19 protein-coding genes and 1 pseudogene are annotated in these 19,438 nt (G+C 62.2%); 7 read left to right on the forward strand and 13 right to left on the reverse strand.

Annotated features, from left to right (window positions below; translation table 11 throughout):
• The first annotated feature begins 141 nt into the window (after positions 1-141).
• From AB2N04_RS05705 to AB2N04_RS05735, 7 genes are all read left to right on the forward strand, one after another.
• A complete protein-coding gene (locus AB2N04_RS05705; protein WP_094514313.1) occupies positions 142-2,391 on the forward strand; it encodes a heavy metal translocating P-type ATPase in 2,250 nt (749 codons plus the stop codon).
• Between the two features lie 85 nt (positions 2,392-2,476).
• Positions 2,477-3,100 (forward strand): class I SAM-dependent methyltransferase, encoded by a 624-nt coding sequence (locus AB2N04_RS05710; RefSeq protein WP_367717603.1) that lies wholly within the window; start codon positions 2,477-2,479, stop codon positions 3,098-3,100.
• Complete coding sequence (locus tag AB2N04_RS05715; protein WP_094514317.1) at positions 3,094-3,549, forward strand: pseudoazurin; 456 nt, start codon at positions 3,094-3,096, stop codon at positions 3,547-3,549. Before AB2N04_RS05710 ends, AB2N04_RS05715 begins: the two co-directional genes overlap by 7 nt.
• A gap of 665 nt (positions 3,550-4,214) precedes the next feature.
• Positions 4,215-4,718, forward strand: coding sequence for a copper chaperone PCu(A)C (locus AB2N04_RS05720; RefSeq protein ID WP_094514319.1), 504 nt, complete (start codon positions 4,215-4,217; stop codon positions 4,716-4,718).
• A gap of 50 nt (positions 4,719-4,768) precedes the next feature.
• Positions 4,769-5,332, forward strand: coding sequence for an SCO family protein (locus AB2N04_RS05725; RefSeq protein ID WP_367717605.1), 564 nt, complete (start codon positions 4,769-4,771; stop codon positions 5,330-5,332).
• Positions 5,333-5,388: 56 nt separating this feature from the next.
• Complete coding sequence (locus AB2N04_RS05730) at positions 5,389-6,075, forward strand: TlpA disulfide reductase family protein (protein WP_094514322.1); 687 nt, start codon at positions 5,389-5,391, stop codon at positions 6,073-6,075.
• Between the two features lie 41 nt (positions 6,076-6,116).
• Positions 6,117-7,148 carry a LysR family transcriptional regulator gene (locus AB2N04_RS05735; protein WP_367717608.1) on the forward strand — a complete coding sequence of 344 codons (1,032 nt, stop codon included), beginning with the start codon at positions 6,117-6,119 and terminating at the stop codon, positions 7,146-7,148.
• Here the strand turns inward: AB2N04_RS05735 and AB2N04_RS05740 are convergent.
• From AB2N04_RS05740 to AB2N04_RS05800, 13 genes and pseudogenes are all read right to left on the reverse strand, one after another.
• Positions 7,080-7,367, reverse strand: coding sequence for a DUF2274 domain-containing protein (locus AB2N04_RS05740; RefSeq protein ID WP_094514323.1), 288 nt, complete (start codon positions 7,365-7,367; stop codon positions 7,080-7,082). The genes AB2N04_RS05735 and AB2N04_RS05740 overlap by 69 nt on opposite strands.
• Positions 7,367-8,470, reverse strand: coding sequence for a TrbI/VirB10 family protein (locus AB2N04_RS05745; RefSeq protein WP_094514418.1), 1,104 nt, complete (start codon positions 8,468-8,470; stop codon positions 7,367-7,369). The genes AB2N04_RS05740 and AB2N04_RS05745 overlap by 1 nt, the downstream gene beginning before the upstream one ends.
• Before the next feature lie 68 nt (positions 8,471-8,538).
• The gene (trbG, locus tag AB2N04_RS05750) at positions 8,539-9,564 is read right to left on the reverse strand and encodes a P-type conjugative transfer protein TrbG (protein ID WP_094514324.1); all 1,026 of its coding nucleotides are present in this window, start codon (positions 9,562-9,564) and stop codon (positions 8,539-8,541) included.
• Complete coding sequence (trbF, locus tag AB2N04_RS05755; RefSeq protein ID WP_094514326.1) at positions 9,561-10,250, reverse strand: conjugal transfer protein TrbF; 690 nt, start codon at positions 10,248-10,250, stop codon at positions 9,561-9,563. Before trbF ends, trbG begins: the two co-directional genes overlap by 4 nt.
• A complete protein-coding gene (trbL, locus tag AB2N04_RS05760; protein ID WP_094514328.1) occupies positions 10,247-11,605 on the reverse strand; it encodes a P-type conjugative transfer protein TrbL in 1,359 nt (452 codons plus the stop codon). Before trbL ends, trbF begins: the two co-directional genes overlap by 4 nt.
• Positions 11,606-11,609: 4 nt before the next feature.
• On the reverse strand, positions 11,610-11,897 hold the full coding sequence (trbK-alt, locus tag AB2N04_RS05765) for a putative entry exclusion protein TrbK-alt (RefSeq protein WP_094514329.1): 288 nt from the start codon (positions 11,895-11,897) through the stop codon (positions 11,610-11,612).
• Positions 11,898-11,917: 20 nt separating this feature from the next.
• Positions 11,918-12,694 (reverse strand): P-type conjugative transfer protein TrbJ, encoded by a 777-nt coding sequence (gene trbJ / locus AB2N04_RS05770; RefSeq protein WP_036589081.1) that lies wholly within the window; start codon positions 12,692-12,694, stop codon positions 11,918-11,920.
• Complete coding sequence (trbE, locus tag AB2N04_RS05775; RefSeq protein ID WP_094514331.1) at positions 12,691-15,213, reverse strand: conjugal transfer protein TrbE; 2,523 nt, start codon at positions 15,211-15,213, stop codon at positions 12,691-12,693. Before trbE ends, trbJ begins: the two co-directional genes overlap by 4 nt.
• Positions 15,214-15,223: 10 nt before the next feature.
• Positions 15,224-15,505 carry a VirB3 family type IV secretion system protein gene (locus AB2N04_RS05780; protein ID WP_094514332.1) on the reverse strand — a complete coding sequence of 94 codons (282 nt, stop codon included), beginning with the start codon at positions 15,503-15,505 and terminating at the stop codon, positions 15,224-15,226.
• Positions 15,505-15,834: a TrbC/VirB2 family protein gene (locus AB2N04_RS05785; protein ID WP_367717614.1), complete on the reverse strand. Its 330-nt coding sequence runs from the start codon at positions 15,832-15,834 to the stop codon at positions 15,505-15,507. The genes AB2N04_RS05780 and AB2N04_RS05785 overlap by 1 nt, the downstream gene beginning before the upstream one ends.
• Positions 15,831-16,829 carry a P-type conjugative transfer ATPase TrbB gene (gene trbB / locus AB2N04_RS05790; RefSeq protein WP_367717615.1) on the reverse strand — a complete coding sequence of 333 codons (999 nt, stop codon included), beginning with the start codon at positions 16,827-16,829 and terminating at the stop codon, positions 15,831-15,833. Before trbB ends, AB2N04_RS05785 begins: the two co-directional genes overlap by 4 nt.
• 666 nt (positions 16,830-17,495) lie before the next feature.
• Positions 17,496-18,503: pseudogene (locus tag AB2N04_RS05795) on the reverse strand (IS110 family transposase).
• Between the two features lie 94 nt (positions 18,504-18,597).
• A protein-coding gene (locus tag AB2N04_RS05800) for an IS5 family transposase (protein ID WP_367717616.1) occupies positions 18,598-19,358 on the reverse strand; the annotation gives its coding sequence in 2 pieces (ribosomal slippage) (positions 18,598-19,034 and positions 19,034-19,358; 762 coding nt in all).
• Positions 19,359-19,438 lie beyond the last annotated feature (80 nt).

Genomic DNA, 19,438 nt, shown 5'->3' on the forward strand with positions numbered 1-19,438 from the left:
CCCCACGCTTTCTCTATTAAATCTGCCAATTCACGGACCTGTCGGTAAAAGTCAACAAGCCGCACCAAATCGATAATTGTGCTTGACCCTCCAGCCACCTGAGGTTTTATAAATTTGCTCCTGTATGACAGGAGACCAGCCATGAGTGCTGCTGAACGCCAGACCCGCTTCAGGGTCGAGGGCATGGATTGCGCAAGCTGCGCCACGAAGATCGACACTGCTGTACGTCGCCTCAACGACGTCGCAGACGTCAAGGTTTCGGTTGTGGCCGGAACAATGACCGTGACCCATGGCGACCGCATTGACATAGACGCACTCGCCAAAAAGATTGGTAGCCTCGGATACAAGACCGTCCCGATTACCGCGACGGATTCTCCCGTCGCAATGGAAGGCGCGGTGCATCGTCACGGCCCCGATTGCGACCATGATCATGCCGAGGGAACTCACAATCATTCGAGTGAGAGCACCGGCCAGTCGGACGCTCTCGCGGGCCTGCACGGGCACGATCACGGACCTTCTGACGGGCCATGGTGGAAATCCTCCAAGGCGCGACTGACCATATTATGCGGGGCCGCGCTGGCGATCGCTTTCGGCCTTGCACAGCTTTACCCCCAGACGCAGCCTTGGGGTTTCGTCGTTGCCATGGCGGTCGGGCTCGTCCCCATCGCCCGGCGTGCCCTGTTCGGCGCGTTGAACGGCAGCCCGTTCACGATCGAGACATTGATGACGGTAGCGGCCGTAGGCGCCGTGATCATCGATGCGTCCGAGGAGGCGGCGGTTGTCGTTTTCCTGTTCCTCGTGGGTGAGCTTCTCGAAGGCATTGCAACCGGGCGCGCGCGAGCATCCATTCGCGCTCTTGCAACACTGATGCCTAAAACGGCCCTGCTCGAGATAGACGGTGCGACGAAGACCGTCCCGGCCGAGAGCCTTACGGTCGACGCTATCGTGTTGGTGCGTCCCGGCGATCGTGTGCCGGCTGACGGCGTGGTGTTGTCGGGTGAGAGTGCTGTCGACGAGGCGCCGGTTACGGGCGAGTCGGTGCCTAAGCGCAAGGAAGAAGGCGACAACGTATTCGCCGGTACCGTCAATCAGGAAGGCGTGCTTCGGGTGCGGGTTACGGCCGCTGCTGCCGACAACACGATTGCCCGTATCATCACTCTCGTAGAGGAAGCGCAGGAGACCAAGGCCCCGACCGAGCGCTTCATCGACCGCTTCTCCAGATATTACACGCCCGGCGTGATGGTGGTGGCTGCGCTGATCGCAATCATTCCCCCGTTAGTCGTTGGCGCGGAATGGGCCACGTGGATCTATCGCGGCCTTGCGGTCCTGCTGATCGGTTGCCCGTGTGCGCTGGTCATCTCGACACCGGCGGCAATCGCCGCCGCACTCTCAGCGGGCGCGCGACGTGGCTTGCTGATGAAGGGCGGCTCGGTGCTGGAGAATCTCGGCAAGGTAAACCGGGTCGCCTTTGACAAGACCGGAACCCTGACGGAAGGCAAACCGAAGGTGACCGACATCATCGGTGTCGCAAGGGATGAACGGGAGACCCTGCGTCTCGCGGCGGCGCTCGAGGTGGGATCGAGCCATCCTCTTGCCGTCGCCATCCTTGCAAAAGCTGACAGCGAAGGCGTGCCGCTGACCACTGCGTCGGAGGCCGGTGCGGTTGGCGGGAAAGGAGTGGTTGGCACGCTCAACGGCGAAAAGCTGTTTCTTGCATCGCCCCGTGCGGCCGCAGAGGAGGTTCAGATCGATGCCGCGCTTGCCGCCCGGATCGCCTCGCTCAACGATGAAGGCAAGACAGTTTCCGTGCTTCTTGCCGGCAAAGAGATTGCCGGTCTGGTCGCTATGCGCGACGAACCGCGCGAGGACGCAAAAGAGGGTATCGCGCTTCTGCGCGAACTCGGGGCGGACTCTGTCATGCTCACCGGCGACAACACTCGTACCGCGAAAGCCATCGCCGCTTCGCTTGGAATGGAAGCTCGCGCTGAGCTGATGCCGCAGGACAAGCAGCGGATGATCGGCGAAATGCGGCGGGAAGGCCGTTTTGTAGCCAAGGTAGGCGATGGCATCAACGACGCGCCCGCGCTTGCCGCCGCCGACATCGGCATTGCCATGGGCGGTGGAACCGACGTTGCGCTCGAAACGGCGGATGCTGCGATCTTGCATGGCCGGGTGAAAGACGTCGCGAACATGGTGTCCCTGTCGCGGCTGACGATGAGCAACATCTGGCAGAACATCGTTATCTCGCTTGGGCTGAAAGCCGTTTTCCTCGTAACGACCGTGCTCGGGATTACTGGGCTCTGGCCCGCGATCCTTGCTGATACCGGCGCAACCGTTCTCGTCACCGCCAATGCGATGCGCCTTCTCGCATGGCGGGGAATCCGAACATAGGCAGCGCTCGATAGTGTTTCAGAGGTCGCAATATCTGACGTTTCTTCGCCGTTGGGTCGCTGATCCGCTGACGGTAGGCGCGGTCATGCCTTCCAGCCCGGTTCTGGCCGGGCTTATGGCAAATGCAGTCGGTTACACCGACGGAAGGGTCCTTGAGCTTGGACCAGGCACAGGTGTCTTTACAGAGGCCCTATTGGCGCGGGGGCTTGTTCGGGACCAACTAACCCTGGTCGAACTGGATGAATGTTTCGCAGATTTGCTCTCTGAACGTTTCCCCGGCATCAGGATCGTTCGAGGCAACGCCGCGCGCCTGTCGGCGGCAGGGGTCGATAAGGATGCAAAATACGATGCCATCGTAAGCGGTCTGCCACTTCTGTCGATGTCTGCCCGGAGCATCTACCGGATCGTCCGGAGCGCGGCGCTCAGGCTTGAGCCGAGCGGCCACATGTTTCAGTTCACCTATGGCATACGCTGCCCTGTTCCTGCAGGCATCCTTCTTAAATGCGGATTGAAAGCTGAATTGCTCGGAAGCGTCATCCGAAACATTCCGCCCGCATCGGTCTATCGCATCTCGCATTCGCTAACGCCGAGAGAGCAGGACGTCCCTCGCTCGTTAACCGATGCAAAAATCGCAAACAACCTGACCGAAAGGAGTCAGGCAAGGGGAACGAGTTCACCGCTAACAACATCAAGGAGTTTGATATGCTGACAAGACGCGAGATACTCGCAGGTGCAACTGCGCTTACGGTCGTGTCTGGGTTGTCTGCGCGCGCACAGTCCGGAACCAATCACAAGGTCCAGATGCTGAACAAGGGAAAGAAAGGTCCCATGGTGTATGAACCCGACTTTGTTCGGGCAGCTCCCGGCGACACGGTGACATTCGTTCCTACAGATAAGTCTCACAACGCAGTTAGCATCAAGGAGATGCTTCCCGAAGGAGCTCAGGCGTTTGCAGGAAAACTCAATGAGGAAATCACCATCACTATCGAAAAGGAAGGAGTTTATGGTGTGAAATGCGCACCTCACTACGGAATGGGAATGGTGATGCTCATTTCTGTTGGAGCTCCCGTCAATCTGGAAGACGCCAGAGCAGCCAAACACCCTCCTAAAGCAAAGAAGCTATTTGACGAACTTCTGAATGCCGTTCCGGCGGCCTGAACCTGTCTGACAAATCAATACTGGATGGCAGCGCAAAGCCTGAACCAAAGGAAGGTGCTGCCATCCCGCTGCATGAAAGCTCTATAATCCTTTAGAGATCTTGTTCCATGCGACGCTCATTATGTCGTTTCATTCCGAGTTGCCGCCGATTGAGTGTTGCGACATGTCACATCGACGGTATTGACGGGGCCAGTTAAGCTTTTAGCCATGCAACTTGCACGCGGAATAAGAAGTGGATGCTGGATAACCGGTCTCGCCGTCGGCTTGCTTGCTTACCTCATTTTGCTTCAGGGCCTGGCATCGGCTTACGCCAAGACGGTTATGATTATCAGCCCGTCTGCACCAGTGTTCGTCATCTGTGCGCCGTCCGGCAACAAATATAGCAGCCCGGATAACCCGCTCGGATTTCTCGGTAAGGACTGTTGCGCGGCACTTTGCAAGTCTGCCGCTTCATCAGGGCCGACGGTGCCTCCGGTATGGTTAGATCTGCTTGCGCTGATACCGCATGGTTCGCCCGGAGAGCGCATGCAGCCGCTCGAAAAGGGTGATCCGCCGGACATACTCGTCGTCCCGTCCCTCGGAGCGCGGGCGCCACCTTCATTCTTCATCTGACAGAAAATCGATCCGGCGCGTTCCTGCGCTCGTTTTGTTGCATGGAGAAATCAATGCTCAAGTATATCCGTATCCTCGCGGCAACTGCCGCCTTCGTCTCTGCATCCACAGCGTTCGCGCATGATTTTCGTGTTGGCGACATCGTGATTAATCATCCCTGGACACGTGCTACGTCTCCGGCAGCAAAGGTTGGCGGCGGATATTTCGACGCGGTCAACAATGGGGCCGTGACTGACAGGCTCGTGGGGGCCAGCTCTACCGCGGCATCACGCGTCGAAATCCACAAAATGGAAATGAGCGACGGCATTATGAAAATGCGCCCGGTGCCTGACGGGATGGTCATTTCCGCCGGTGGCAAGATTGAGCTCGCCCCAGGCGGATACCATCTCATGCTGATCGACCTCGTCAAGCCGATCAAAGAAGGGGACATGGTGCCAGTCACTCTTCAGTTTGAGTTGGCCGGTTCGGTAGAGGTTGAGTTCGCGGCCGGGGCCCTCGGCCAGGCGCAGTCGGATCATCAGGGTGGCTCTGCGTCATCGCATGATGGAGAAAACTGATGCGAGGGAGAACGATCGGACTACTTTCGGCTGCGGTGCTTGCAGTCGGCATGGCCCTCGCAGCCGTTACTATCATCTCCAAGGAGCGACAACCGAATATTCAGTTCCGAAGCACTGGTGTCGCCACTGTAGGCGGGCCGTTCCAATTGGTTGGAACCGAAGGCCAGACAGTGACGGAGAAAGATCTGCTAGGCAAGCCGAGCGCAGTCTTCTTCGGCTTCACATACTGCCCGGATGTGTGCCCGACCACGTTGTTCGAACTGACAACATTAGCAAAGCAGCTCGGTCCGGATGCGGACAAGCTCAATTTCGTGTTCGTCTCTGTTGATTCAGAGCGCGATGGGCCTGAGGAGATGAAGCAGTATCTCGAGGCGTTCGATGACCGCATCATCGGGCTTACCGGCACCGCCGAACAGATCGATTCCGTCGCAAAGGCATACAAGATCTACCATGCGAAGGTCCCGCTCGAGGGTGGTGATTATACGATGGATCACACGGCCAGCGTTATCCTCATGGATGCGGACGGAAGGTTTTTCGGCACCATGGACTACGAGGAAGAAGCGAGTGTCATGCTTTCGAAGTTGAAGCGCCTGATCCGTCAACGGGATGGATAAATACTGATCAGCGCTCGTGGCGTAATGGCGAATCAATAATCGGGAGGTTGCTACAAATGGCAAAAGACAACGCCGGGCCGTCTACCGGTGTCTGGATAGTTTTAGCTATGGTTGCTGGAATGTTGGCCGGACTGGGTGGCATTTTGGTATCAGGCGGCTTTTCCGATGAAAGGCAAAAGAGCGTCGCTGAAGCCGCGGTATCGGATAGTTGCTCAGTTTCGCCAGATCAGTTGACGGCGATAAGGAGTGCCTCAAAGGGCGCGGTCGCGGCAATGCTTACGACAGAAAAGCCGCGATCTATGCGTGGAATGACATTCAGTGGGCCGGACGGATCACCAGTAAGCGTCGGCGACTTCGAGGGAAAAACGCTGCTGATTAATCTGTGGGCGACATGGTGCGCTCCCTGTCGTGAGGAGATGCCGGCGCTCGACGCACTTCAAAATGAAGTGGGAGGCGAAAAATTCGAGGTTATTGCCGTAAACCTCGATACCGGCGGAAATGACAAACCGCTGGCTTTTCTCAAGGAAATCGGGATCGACAATCTTAGATACTATAGCGAACAGACACTCTCCCTATTCAACGGCCTTAAGAAGCAGGGCTTAGCGCTGGGCCTGCCGGTTACGCTGTTGGTTAATGGAGAGGGGTGTCTTCTCGCCCATATGAACGGTCCGGCCGAATGGGCGAGCGAGGATGCTGTCTCATTTATAAGGACTGCGATGGGAGCGGCCAACGAGGAAACCTAGCGCGAACGAAGGGAGAGGGACACGAGGGAGGATGGCCGGCGATGGAGAAATCGAACGCGCCACGTTGGGAGCGGCCTGTACGTTGGCCTTCGGACGGACTTCCATTTGATATGAGGGCGTTGCGCTATGTCCTCGCCGCTGCCGAGCAGATGAGTTTTTCCGGTGCCGCCGGCGCCCTTGGAATGAAAGTGTCCAGCGTCAGCCGTCAGGTACGCAATTTCGAGGATGCTATCGGCATCTCCCTGTTTGAGCGCTCCACCTCCGGGGTGCGCCTCACCGATGCCGGCAGCCAGCTGCTCGATGACATCATTCCTGTTCTCCAGATGGCGGAGGCCGTCCTGCAACGCGCCGGCGCCGCAGGCAGGGTCGAAGAGGGCACGGTCAAAGTCGGGATTATCACCACACTTGGTGGCGGATTCCTTCGCGAACTGATCGCGACCTATCGTCAAAGCTATCCGGGTGTCAGGCTCGTTATATTCGATGGCGGGCGACAGGATCATCTGCGCGCAATCCGTGCGCGGCAGCTGGATGTCGCGTTCTTTACCGGCAACGCGCCGCTTGCCGGTTGTGATGTCGAGGAGTTCTGGCGCGAGCGGGTCCATGTGGCCATGAGCGCCGAGCATCCGCTCGCGGACAGCAATGCCGTGGACTGGCCGCAACTGCGGCAGGAGCAGTTCATCGTCTCGAGTATGGAGCCCGGTCCGGAGGTCCATGACTATATCGTGCGCCGCATCGCCGATTACAGCACCTATCCTGATGTGAGCTATCGTCAGGTCACGGTCGAGACGCTGATGCACATGGTCGCCATTGGCGAGGGCATCACGCTGGTTTCCCAGGGCTGGACCAGCATGTCCCATGCTGATCTGACCCTGCGTCCGTTGACCGCGAACGAGGACATCGTGCCGTTCAGCGCCGTCTGGTCACCCTCAAGCGACAATCCGGCCCTGCGGCGCTTCCTGAGCTTCGCGCGGGAACTGGCCGTCAAGCAGCAAGGGCCGGCGTGCTCAATGATCGGTGTCGGCCGGATTCGTCCGGCCGACCGCGCCAGGCTGGCCTCCGGTCGTGGGTCGTGATTTACCAACAGCCTTGGCCTTGCGGCTCCGCCAGCCGCGATCCGACCGCAGGAAGGATTCGAGCATGTGGGGGATCAGGGTTGCGGTATCGACCTCGCCATAGAGCCGGCCATATTCGGCGGCGTAGAGGTCGAGTTCCTCCTTCAGTGGCTCCGGCAGCGAGACGGTGATGCGCACCACGCCGAGTCTGGGCAATGGACCGAGTTTGAGATTGCTCATCAATGCGCTCCATAGGGCTCGAGGACCAAATCGCGGGCGACGATCACGCGGACCGGAAAGCCGGGGCGAATGGTGAGCGTTGGGGCGACCTGAAGCTGCCGTTGGACGATTTGCTGGCCGGCCTGGTTCACCGTGTCCTGCGCCCCTTCGCGGATGGCGCGGACAAGACGGTCCTCATCGCTCGTGGCCAGCTCCGCACCGACGGCAAGAAGCGTCGAGAGGCCCGCCGCCTTCATCAGATCCCACCAATGGTAGTCCACTCCATCTTCCAGGCCCGCATAGCCCGACGCATCGGCACCGCGCTGGCGCTCCAGCACGATGGACCGGCCGTTGGGCAGGATGAGACGATTCCACACCAAGAGGACGCGGCGCTGGCCGAAGGTCACGCCGGCGTCGTATTCGCCGATGAGGCGGCTTCCTTGTGGGATGAGCAGGAGCGCGCCGGTCGGGCTGTCATAGACGTTCTGCGTCACCTGGGCTGTGATCTGTCCCGGCAGATCCGAACGGATGCCGGTGATTAGCGCGGCAGGGATCACCGCGCCGGCCTGAAGAATGTAAGGCGACGCGGGTCCCATGACACGATCCGTCGCGACGGTGCGTCGATCCACCTCGGCATTGAGGAAGGCAAGGTGCCTGTCCTGCGTTGCGGCGCCCGCCAGGCCGGACATGCCCGGAACGGCCGGGATCGACGGCGAGCCAGTGTTTTGGCCTGCCCTGATCTGGAAGAAGATCTCGCTGGTGCGGGCCGCTTCCAGCTCGGCGAGGCGGCGCTGCTCCTCGGGATCGGCCGCGGGAACCGGCATCGGGGTCGCGGGGATGGGCTGGCCTTCCTCGCGGGCGCGCAGCACCGGCCCGCCGAGATCTCCGGGCAGCGGCGGGCCGAGGACCGGCACGTCACCATAGCTGCCGGGAAGCCCCTGCAAGCCGTCTGCGGTCTGGCGGCGATCGGTTGAGATCAGCTCCTCGGGCTGCCCGCCGCGATCGACGCCTTGAAGCGCATAGATCAACGCGCCGCCGATGCCGATACCGGCAACCAGGCCCGCGCCCATGAGAACCTTGCGCGAGATGCGCGTGACGCGCGGCGCTTCGGCGCGCAGGCGCATGGAGCCCGCCTTGTCGTTGGCCGCTCCGGCCAGCTCCATCCCTTCCTCCTTCCGGCCTTCGGTCTCGCTCATGACGGCGACCCTCCCGTTGCCGTGCCTTGTCTGCTGGTCGCGGCGGCGGTCTGGCCGGGCTGAACGCGGACGATCCTGACGGTCTGTTGCCGGTTGCCGGAGCCCAGCCGCAGTTCGGCCGCGCCGAAGAGGCGATCGACGATGAGGACGTTCTGATAGATGCGGCTATTAACGATCTCGGGTTCGCCGCCCGATCCGATGACAAACAGGGGCGGCATCTCTCCCTGGATGATGCCGCGTGGGAACACGACATAGACCCGGCGCCCATCGTCGAAGACGGAGATCGGCCGCCAGGGCGGGTTGTCGCCGGAGAGGCCGTAGCGGTAGTTCCGCGCAGTCTCGGCCGGAATGATCGGAGCGGGGGGCGTGGTCATGCGCTGGGTGGCGGGCGGCGCAGGATAGGCCCATGCGACCGCAGGCATCCACGTCTCGTCGCTCGCGCGCAACTCTATGAGGTATGTTCGGCGATCTGTTGTGATGACCAGATTGGTCGAGATGCCGGCGCGGGTCGGCTTGACCAGCACATGGACGCGCCGCGTCGTTCCCGAACCGCTTTCAGTGTCGCCGATGATCCAGCGCGCGGTATCGCCCGCAGCGATCGGGCCAGCGCCGGTCAGGCTTTCGCCGGGCTCCAGCGCTATGGTGGTGATCTGTCCGACAGCGGCATAGACCTGAAACAGCGCGCCTTCCGACCAGGGATAGATCTGGATCGCATTGTAATAGCCCTCGCGGCGCGGCTCGACACGCGCAGCCGCATTGGCGTTGCCCACCTGTCCTGTTGGTGTGCCCGCTGCAGCTCCGCCCCGCGCGACCCTCCAGGCCGGAGGGGTATGGAGCGGCCTTGGGGTGTCGTTGGTCGCCGAGGTTCGCACCACGGGCAATGGGGGCACGTTATCGTCGTAGCTGAACTGCGGCGTGCGGTTGGTGGCGCATCCGGCGAGCGCTGTTGCTGCAAGCAGGCAAGCCGCCATTGCGGGTTTACGGAAAGCCGGATGTCCGGCCTTTGCTGAATTTCTGGTCATTGACTCATCTCCCGCGACCACGAGATCGCGTTGACAAAGATTCCAAGGGGGTTTGCACGGAGACGCTCGGCGGTGCGGGGCTGCTGGAGGACGATGGTGAGGATCGCTGTCCAGCGTTCGGTGGCGGCAAGTTGCCCGTTTTCGTAACGCTGCTCGGTCCAGGCGATGCGGAAGGAGTCTGGCGAGGCGCGGATGACGCTGGAGACCTCCACGGAGACCTGCTCGCGGCCAACGCGGGTGAATGGATCGTTCGCCCGCGCATAGTCGTTGAGCGCTACTGCGCCACGATCGGTCGTAAACTCATAGGCCCGAAGCCAATTCTGGCGGACGATGATCGGGTCGGATGGCAGGCTGCGCACCTGTTCGATGAAGCGGGCGAGGTGCCAGGCGACCTGAGGGTCGGTGGGCCGATAGTCGGCGATGGCGGATTCGACGGCGCGGGCCTCGCCGTGGCGGTCGATTTCGACCACCCATGGAACGACGGTGCCTCGGGCCGATTGCCAGACAAGCGCCGAGGCGAAGCCGGCCGACAATATCAGGCAGCCAAAGGCCATGAAGCGCCAGTTGCGGGCCTGCACGCGCGCCGAGCCAATGCGCTCATCCCAGATTTGGGCTGCCTTCTGATAGGGCGTGACGGGTTCCGGCGTCTTGCCGAAATGGGTGGTGGGGCGTTTGAAGATGTTCATGTGCGGTCGCTTTCGGAAAGGCTGATGGAGGCGCCGCCGCCGTGACTGTCACCGGATCGGACGGCATGGGCGGCGGCCGAGGCGCCGTGACTCAGAGCTTGGCTGCGGCGCATGCGTTGCGCCCAGGCTGGCGCTCCATCGGAAGACGGAGTGCTCGCCGGGCTCGACGAGATGCCACCACCGATGGTTCCCATGGAAGAACTGCCGCCGGTCTTCTCGAATCCAGCTTTGACGCCGGCGTCATGGCTGGATTTGAGGCTGTCAGCGGCTCGGGAAGCCGCGCGTTTCAGGGGAGAGACGGCGGCGGTTACACCGGCACGCGCAACACCGCCGATACCGGCCGCAACGCTGGCCGCGCCGGTATCGCCCATCGAGGAGAGTGTATAGGCAGAGGATGCTGCGCCGGCGGCCGTTGCGCCGCCACGCGCCAGTGCCGCACCACCGGAAAGAGCGGCGGCTCCACCGCGCGCGGCCAACATGGTGGCGCCACCCGCCGCGACGGCAGCGCCGCCGACAGCGAGGCCGGTTCCGACCGCAGCACCGGCGCTGAGCTGCGGGCCGCCGGAAACGAGGCCGGTTGCGATGCCCGGCCCGAAGATGCCGAGGCCGAGAAGGGAAAGGGCCGCCAGGACGATTGCCATGGCATCGTCGATTGTTGGCGTCGCGCCGCCGAAGCCGGCGGTGAATTGTCCAAAGAGGGTGGAGCCGATGCCGATGATGACCGCCAGGACCAGCACCTTGATGCCGGAGGAGATCACGTTGCCCAGCACGCGCTCGGCCATGAACGCGGTTTTGCCGAACAGGCCGAAAGGAATGAGGACGAATCCCGCCAAGGTCGTGAGCTTGAACTCGATCAGGGTGACGAAGAGTTGGATCGCCAGGATGAAGAAGGCGAGGATCACCAGCGCCCAGGCGAAGAACAGGCAAAGGATCTGCACGAGGTTCTCGAAGACCGCGATCCAGCCCATAAGGTCCGAGATGGATTCGAGCAGCGGCCGGCCGGCATCGAGGCCGGTCTGGGCGACGCGGCCGGGACGCAACAGATCGGCGGTAGAGAATCCGGTGCCGGACGCCATGAGGCCGAGGCCGGCGAACGACTCGAAGACGATGCGCGCGAGGTTGTTCCAATTGGAAATGATGTAGGCGAACACCCCGACAAAGAGGGTCTTCTTGACCAAACGCGCGATGATGTCGTCATCCGCGCCCCACGCCCAGAACAGGGCGGCGAGCGTCACGTCGATCACGATCAAGGTGCTGGCGATGAAGGCCACCTCACCGCCGAGGAGGCCGAACCCGCTGTCGATGTAGCTGGTGAAGATGCCGAGAAAGTTGTCGATTACTCCGGTGCCGCCCATGCGCTCACCGCCCTTCGTTCGGGGCAGGAGCTGCCGGTGCGGGCGAGCGGCCGAGGAAGCGATCGCGGGTCTCGGCCCAGACGCGCAGGCAAGCGGCGTCATTTGCGGCGGCTTCACCCAGCTCCTGGCAACGACGCTGTTCCAGCCGCAGCGGATCGGCTGCAGGCTGAAGCGCAGGCGTGGCCGGCGCCGGCCCGGTCTTTTCCTCGCGGGTCATTTCGATGATCGTCGCCGTGATGGCGACGGCGACGAATATGATGGCCGCGATCCGGGCCAGCACCTTGCCGTCCATGATGTCCCCCTTCCGGCCTGTCAGTTGTTGAACATGCTTGCATTGCCCGGCTGGTAGCCGGAGCCGGGCGTCAGGAAGCGTTCGCGCTGGATGCGGCCCTGCTCGGCCGCCGTGGCGCGTTCAGCCTCGGACAAGGCATCCGCCCGGCCATTGGCCGAGATCACGGCAATGAGGTCGGAGAGTTGCTGGCTTTGCAGGGCGAGGAGCTGGTTGCCGGCCTGGGTTGCCTGAAGCGCGCCGGTCGCACCCTGGCTCTCGCCGACGAGGGCCGACATCTGCGAGCGGTTGGTGTCGATGTTGCCGACCACCCCGGCCTGGACACGCATCGCGTCCTGCAAGCCGCCGACGGTCGTTTCCCACCGGCTGCGCGCATCGGCGATCAACTGGCTGTCGGTGGCCGAGAGGGAGAGCTTGCCGTAGTCTTGCTGGAACATGCTGTCGATCGACTGAACGTCGAAGGCGATGTTCTGCGCCTCTCCGAGAAGCTGCTGGGTGCGCTGCACATTCTGCTGGAGCGCCTGAAGCGAGCTGAAGGGGAGGCTCGCCAGGTTCCTCGCCTGGTTGATGAGCATCTGCGCTTCGTTCTGGAGCGACGTGATCTGGTTGTTGATCTGCTCCAGCGTCCGCGCGGCAGTCAGAAGGTTCTCGGCATGGTTGGTCGGGTCGTAAACGATCCGGCCGAAGCCGAAGAGGGCGTGGGCCGGCGTGGTGAAGACCGGCGAAAGCGCCATCGGCGCGGCAAGGGACAGCGCGAGCAATGAAGCGCCGGCGAGACGGGGAAAGCGGTGTCGGGTCATGGCATGATCTCCTCTGGGTCGAGTTCAAGGGCATCGGTGAGGTCGAGCGCCGCCGCGAGCACCGCGCCGGGCGCGAGGGGCTCCGCAGCGGCGGTGATGTTGGTGAGGTTGGGAATGAGATCGGCCGCCCATTCGACGCCGCGCGCCGTGAGCCATGCAGCGAGGAAACCGTCGCGGCCATGCTCGGCGAGGATATCGGCGATCAATGCCTGGTCGGACTTGGAGGACGCCGCGCAGAGCGCGAGGCCGACTTCGGACAGGCCCAGCTCGAACAGCCGGTTTCCCCTGCGGCTTTGGCAGTAATAGTCCCGTTTCGGGATAGCGCGGGCCAGGATCTCGATTTGCCGATCGTTCAGCCCGAAGCGCCTGTAGATGGCCGTGATCTGCGGTTCAACGGCACGGTCGTTGGGCAGAAGCAGCCGCGTCGGGCAGCTTTCGATGATCGCCGGCGCGATGCTGCTCTTTTCGAGCTGTGCGAGCGATTGGGTCGCAAAGACAACGCTTGCGTTCTTCTTGCGCAGCGTGACCAGCCACTCGCCCAATTGTTTGGCGAAGGCCGGATCGCCGAGCGCAAGCCAGCCTTCATCGATGACGATCATGGTCGGGCGGCCGTCGAGGCGATCGGCGATCCGGTGGAAGAGATAGGCGAGGACGGCTGGAGCCGCGCCGGTCTCCAGCAGCCCTTCGGTTTCGAAAGCGACGACAGAGGCTTCGCCCAGGGTTTCCGACTCGGCGTCGAGCAGCCGGCCGTAGGGACCGCCGATGCAATAGGGTTGGAGTGCGAGCTTGAGATCGTTGGACTGGAGCAACACCGAGAGGCCGGTGATCGTTCGTTCCTCGACGGGAGCCGACGCCAGCGACGTGAGGGCGGTCCAGATATGCTCTTTCGCCTCGGGCGTAGCGGATACGCCTTCGCGCGCTAGGATCGCTATGATCCAGTCTGCGGCCCATGCGCGATCCTGCGTCTGCTCGATGCGGGCAAGCGGCTGGAGCGAGACGGAAATCTCGGCGTTTTCGGTGAGCCGTCCACCGAGATCGTGCCAGTCAGCGCCCATGGCAAGGGCGGTTGCCCTGATGGACCCGCCATAGTCAAAGGCGAAGACCTGCGCGCCCTCATAACGACGGAATTGCAGGGCCATGAGCGCCAAAAGCACGGACTTCCCAGCGCCGGTGGGGCCGATGACTAGGGTGTGGCCGACATCACCGACATGAAGGGAGAACCGGAACGGGGTGGAGCCTTCGGTCCTGCCATACAGCAGCGGGGGTGCGCCGAAGTGCTCGTCCCGTTCCGGCCCCGCCCACACGGCGGACGAAGGAACCATGTGGGCAAGGTTGAGCGTCGAGACCGGAGGCTGACGCACATTTGCGTAGGCGTGGCCCGGCAGGGAGCCGAGCCAGGCGTCGACGGCGTTGACCGTCTCGACCATCACGCTGAAATCGCGGGACTGGATGACCTTCTCGACCAGCCGCAGCTTCTCGTCGGCGCGGGCGGCATCGGCGTCCCAGACCGTGACGGTCGCGGTGACATAGGCGATGCCGGCGATGTCCGCGCCGAGTTCCTGTAGCGCCAGGTCGGCATCGGCAGCCTTGTTGGCGGCATCGGTGTCGACGAGCGCCGATTGCTCGTTCGTCATCACCTCTTTCAGAATGGCGGCGATGCTCTTGCGCTTCGCAAACCACTGGCGGCGGATTCTCGTGAGCAGCCTGGTCGCGTCCGTCTTGTCCATCAGAATGGCGCGGGTCGACCAGCGATAGGGGAAAGCCAGCCGGTTGAGGTCGTCGAGCAGGCCGGGCGTCGTGATGCTCGGGAATCCGGTGATGGTGAGGATGCGCAGATGCGCGGCGCCGAGGCGCGGTTCGAGCCCGCCGGTCAGCGCCTCGTCGGCGAGCAGCGCGTCCAGATAGATCAGGGTCTCTGGCACACGGACGCGGTGCCGTTTGGTCGAGACGGTCGAATGAAGATAGGTCAACGTCTCGGCGTCGGTGAGCCACCGGCACTCGGGCATGAAGCCGTCGAGGAGCGCCAGCACGCGATCGGTGCGATCGACGAAGCCGCGCACCAGCTCCCAGGGATCGACGCCGGAGGTCTCCCGGCCTTCATAGAGCCAGCTTTCGGCGCGGGCGGCGTCCTCCGCGGGTGGAAGCCAGAGGAAGGTCAGATAGTAGTCGGAGACGAAGTGGCTGCCTTCCTCCTCGAAATCGGCCTTGCGCTCGGCATCGACCAGCGCGGATGCCGGATCGGGAAAGACGTCGTTCGGATAGGTGCCAGCCTCGGACCGCTGCGCCTCGACGAAAATGCACCAGCCGGAGCCGAGGCGGCGGAAGGAATTGTTGAGGCGCGCGGCGACGCCGACCAGCTCGGCTGCGACTGCCGAGTCGAGATCCGGCCCGCGGAACTTTGCGCTACGCTGGAGCGATCCATCCTTGTTCAAGACGACGCCCTGACCGACCAGCGCCACCCAGGGCAGGTAGTCGGCGAGGCGCGCGGCGGTACGGCGATATTCTGCGAGGTTCATCATGGCCTGCGCCTCACACCGAAAGAAAAGCCGGAACGCGCAGGTGTCGGCGCGTTACTTCCATGAAGAGGGGATCGCGCCGCGCCGCCCATACGGCTGCGAGATGGCCTGCTGCCCAGATCAGGATGCCGGCGAGCCAGAGCTGAAGGCCGAGACCCACGGCCCCGGCAAGCGTGCCGTTGAGGATCGCTACCGAACGCGGCGCACCGCCCAGTAGGATGGGTTCGCTGAGCGCGCGATGAACCGGGGCGGTGAACCCCGGCACGGCGTCGAGCTGTTCGAGAACGGTCGCCATCAGATCAGCGCCCCGCCACCAAAGGAGAAGAAGCTGAGAAAGAAGGAGCTGGCGGCGAACGCGATCGAAATGCCGAAGACGATCTGGATCAGCCGCCGGAACCCGCCGCCGGTATCGCCGAAGGCGAGCGTCAGGCCGGTCACGATGATGATGATGACGGCGACGATTTTCGCCACCGGGCCTTCGATGGATTCAAGGATCGACTGCAAAGGCGCTTCCCAGGGCATGGATGAGCCTGAGGCGAGTGCCGGAGAGGTCATCAACGCGACCCAGGTGAACGTAGCGGCGGTTGCGATGTGGCGGCGGGTGCGGAAGGCGCGGCGAATCATGCGGGTTCTCCTGAAGGCTCGTTTGGGGTGGGGTCTGGAAGGGCGGGCGAAAGCTGGTAATCGCCATCCGGGCCGAGCCCTTCGACGCGGGCAAGTTCGGCCAGCCGACGCGCGGAACCGCGCCCGGCAAGGACTGCTACTATGTCGATCGTCTCCGCGATGAGGGCGCGCGGGACAGAGACAACGGCTTCCTGAATGAGTTGTTCGAGACGCCGTAGCGCGCCGATGCCGGAACCAGCATGGATGGTCCCGATACCGCCGGGATGCCCGGTCCCCCAGGCTTTGAGCAGATCCAGGGCTTCGGAGCCGCGCACCTCCCCGATGGGGATACGGTCGGGGCGCAGGCGCAGCGAGGAGCGAACGAGATCGGAAAGCGTCGCCACGCCATCCTTGGTCCGCATTGCCACCAAATTCGGTGCGGCACATTGCAGCTCGCGAGTATCCTCGATGATGACGACGCGATCTGCCGTCTTGGCGACCTCGGCGAGCAACGCATTGGTGAGCGTCGTTTTGCCGGTGCTAGTTCCTCCGACGACGAGGATATTGGCGCGGGAAGCGACGGCATTGCGCAGCGTGGCGGCATGGGCGGCGCTCATGATGCCGGCCGCCACATAGTCGTCGAGGCTGAATATCGCCACTGCGGGCTTGCGGATGGCGAAGGCGGGCGCGCCGACGATGGGGGGCAACAGCCCCTCAAACCGTTCGCCGGTTTCGGGCAGCTCGGCCGAGACCCGCGGCGAACGGGCGTGGACCTCGACCCCGACGTGATGGGCGACGAGGCGGATAATACGCTCACCGTCCTCCGGGGTCAGCCGCTCGCCGGTGTCGGCGAGGCCCTCGGACAGCCGATCGATCCAGATGCGACCATCGGGGTTCAGCATCACCTCGACGATGGACTTGTCTTGCAGGAGAGTTGAGATGGCAGGCCCAAGCGCGGTTCGCAGCATGCGCGCGCCGCGTTCGGTCGTTGCCCGTTTCTGGTTGTTTCCGGCCATCTCATCCCCGTTCCGCCGGGGAGGAGGTGATTGGCGATCCCCGGATGGGGATGACTAAAAGAGCCACAAAGCGCGGCAGTTCAAGAAGTTTCGGCAGGCGTCGTAGCGTAGCGTGTAAATACAGGAAAACGGCGGAATTGGCTCGATAGGTCTGCGTGAGATTTAGGGGCCGCCGACGAATTAAAAGCGAGAGGGAGTTCACTGACGCCCGGGGCTAAATGATGGCCTAATCTTCAAGGCGCAGGTCTGGAACGTAGGAGAATTCCCTGTGTTGTTCCTTACTATCGTCATCTCGCGCGACAGCGGCGTACAGCGAAGCCCAACGGTGTCATTTATCGGCCTCGGGACGCAGGATGACGGCTTCATCTTCGCGCGAGACCTCGACTTCATTTACATGGAGGCGGAATTCCTTAGGGTCAGGATCTGTAATTTGCAGAGCTTGGCGGTGTTTCCCTTGAGGGTTTCAAGGATCTGTCCGCACTGATGGCTGCAAGCAGCGATCGTGCTGTATCGGGTTTCACAAGGCCGAACGTTGCATTGACTCGAAGCGGGCTTCTTCCCCATCCGGTAACCTTCGCAGATCGCTCGTCCCTGCGTTCCCTCTCGGGACACCGCCTTCGGATCAGCTTTCCGGCATCACCGCTGGCAATCAGATTCTATCTCATCTCATGCTTCGAACAAAGTGCCATCGCGCAACATGGCATGCATGATGACGGCAAGACGGCGAGCAAGCGCCACGCGTGCCTTTTTCAAACCACGCCGTTTCGCGATTTTCATGGCCCACACCTTGAGGGCAAAGCTGCCACGAGTGCGCGTGAGGATCGAGTTGGCTGCTTCGTAGAGAAGTTTGCGCACCATACTGTCGCCTTGCTTGGTGATGCGCCCTGTCCAATCGATCTCTCCAGATTGATGACGTCTGGGGACGAGCCCGAAGTACGCGCCGGCGGTGCGAGATTGTCGGAAGCGGCCGACTTCATCGATGGCAGCGGCAAAAGCAGCAGAGGTTTGAACGCCGACACCAGGGATGCTCATGAGTTGCCTGCAGGGCTGGGAACGGTGCGCGAACTCACGCAGCACCAGATCCATTTCCTTAATCTGCTTCATTAGCCCAGTTCTCACGGCAAGCAGCGCGGTGATGCTCTGGCCGAGGCCGGGGTATGTTGGCTGCCTCCATCACGCGGTCGATAAAAGCCTTGCCCTGACCGGGACCAGGCTTGAAGCCGAAGGTCGCACACAGGCCGCGGATCATGTTGTCGAGCCGTACCCGGGATTCGACAAGGTGGTTGCGGGTCGTGATGACGCTGCGCACGCCATGGGCGGCAGGGGATTTGACATGCACCTCCTTGTAGAAGCCGTTCTGGCCAATTGCGCCAGACCTGCTGCGTCATGAGGATCGGTCTTGTTCGCCTTCAATGCTTTCAGGCTCTGATGCGCCTGCCGCGCATCGATGCAGACGACGGGAATGCCCAGAGCCCGCAACCCATGGCACATTGCCGGCGACATGCGGCCGGTTTCGATCACCGCTCGTTCGACGCCGCCAGCTTCGCGCAATGCATGTGCGATCATGGCGGGAGCGCTCTCGACCTTCATCAAGGCGATTTTCTTACCGCTTTCGTCGACCACGCAGACCTGCGTGGTTTCCATCGACAGGTCCAGTCCGGCATAATGTTTCATGGCTGCTTCCTTCCTTCAGCTTTCGACAGCCAGAAGTGTGAGCCATCTGTCAGCTCCGAGGGAAGCGGCCACAAATTACCCGATGACTCGTTGATCAGAGCCAGAAGATGACGGTTGCGGCGAGAGCGATGGCTGAGAAGAAAGCCATTGGGCACCTGTCGTAGCGGGTAGCAACACGCCGCCAGTCCTTGAGACGCCCGAACATGATCTCGATCCGGTTGCGCCGTTTGTAGCGGCGCTTGTCGTATTTGACGGTCTTGTTTCGGGATTTCCTACCCGGAATGCAGGGAGTGATCCCCTTCGCTTGTAAAGCGTCACGAAACCAGTCGGCATCGTATCCACGGTCGGCCAGCAGCCATTTGGCCTTGGGAAGTTCATCAAGCAAGGCGGCAGCACCGGTGTAATCGCTGACCTGTCCCGCCGTTATAAAGAAACTGATCGGGCGACCATTCGTATCCGTTACGGCATGAAGCTTGGTGTTCATGCCGCCTTTCGTGCGCCCAATCAGGCGACCTGCGCCCCCTTTTTTACCCGCAGGCTGGAAGCCGTGCGGTGGGCCTTGAGATAGGTCGCGTCGATCATGATCGTCTTGCGCTCCGCAGTATCAGGCACAGCCAGGCCTTCCATCATCTGGAGAAAGATGCCCTTGTCACCCCAGCGTTTCCAGCGGTTGTAAAGCGTCTTTGCGGGGCCGTATTCCTTCGGCGCATCACACCACCTGAGCCCATTGCGGTTGACGAAGATGATCCCGCTCAGAATGCGGCGATCATCAACACGCTGACGGCCATGGCTCTTGGGGAAATACGGCCGGAGACGAGCCATTTGCTCGTCCGTCAGCCAAAACAAATTACTCATCAGTCGGGCTCCTATGCGCCCTGCTGAATCACAGCCGTCAATTCAAATCAATGGGTCCTGAGCCTAGGTACCGGGATCGT

Source organism: Nitratireductor sp. GISD-1A_MAKvit (assembly GCF_040819555.1).
In the GTDB taxonomy this organism is placed as follows: Bacteria; Pseudomonadota; Alphaproteobacteria; order Rhizobiales; family Rhizobiaceae; genus Nitratireductor.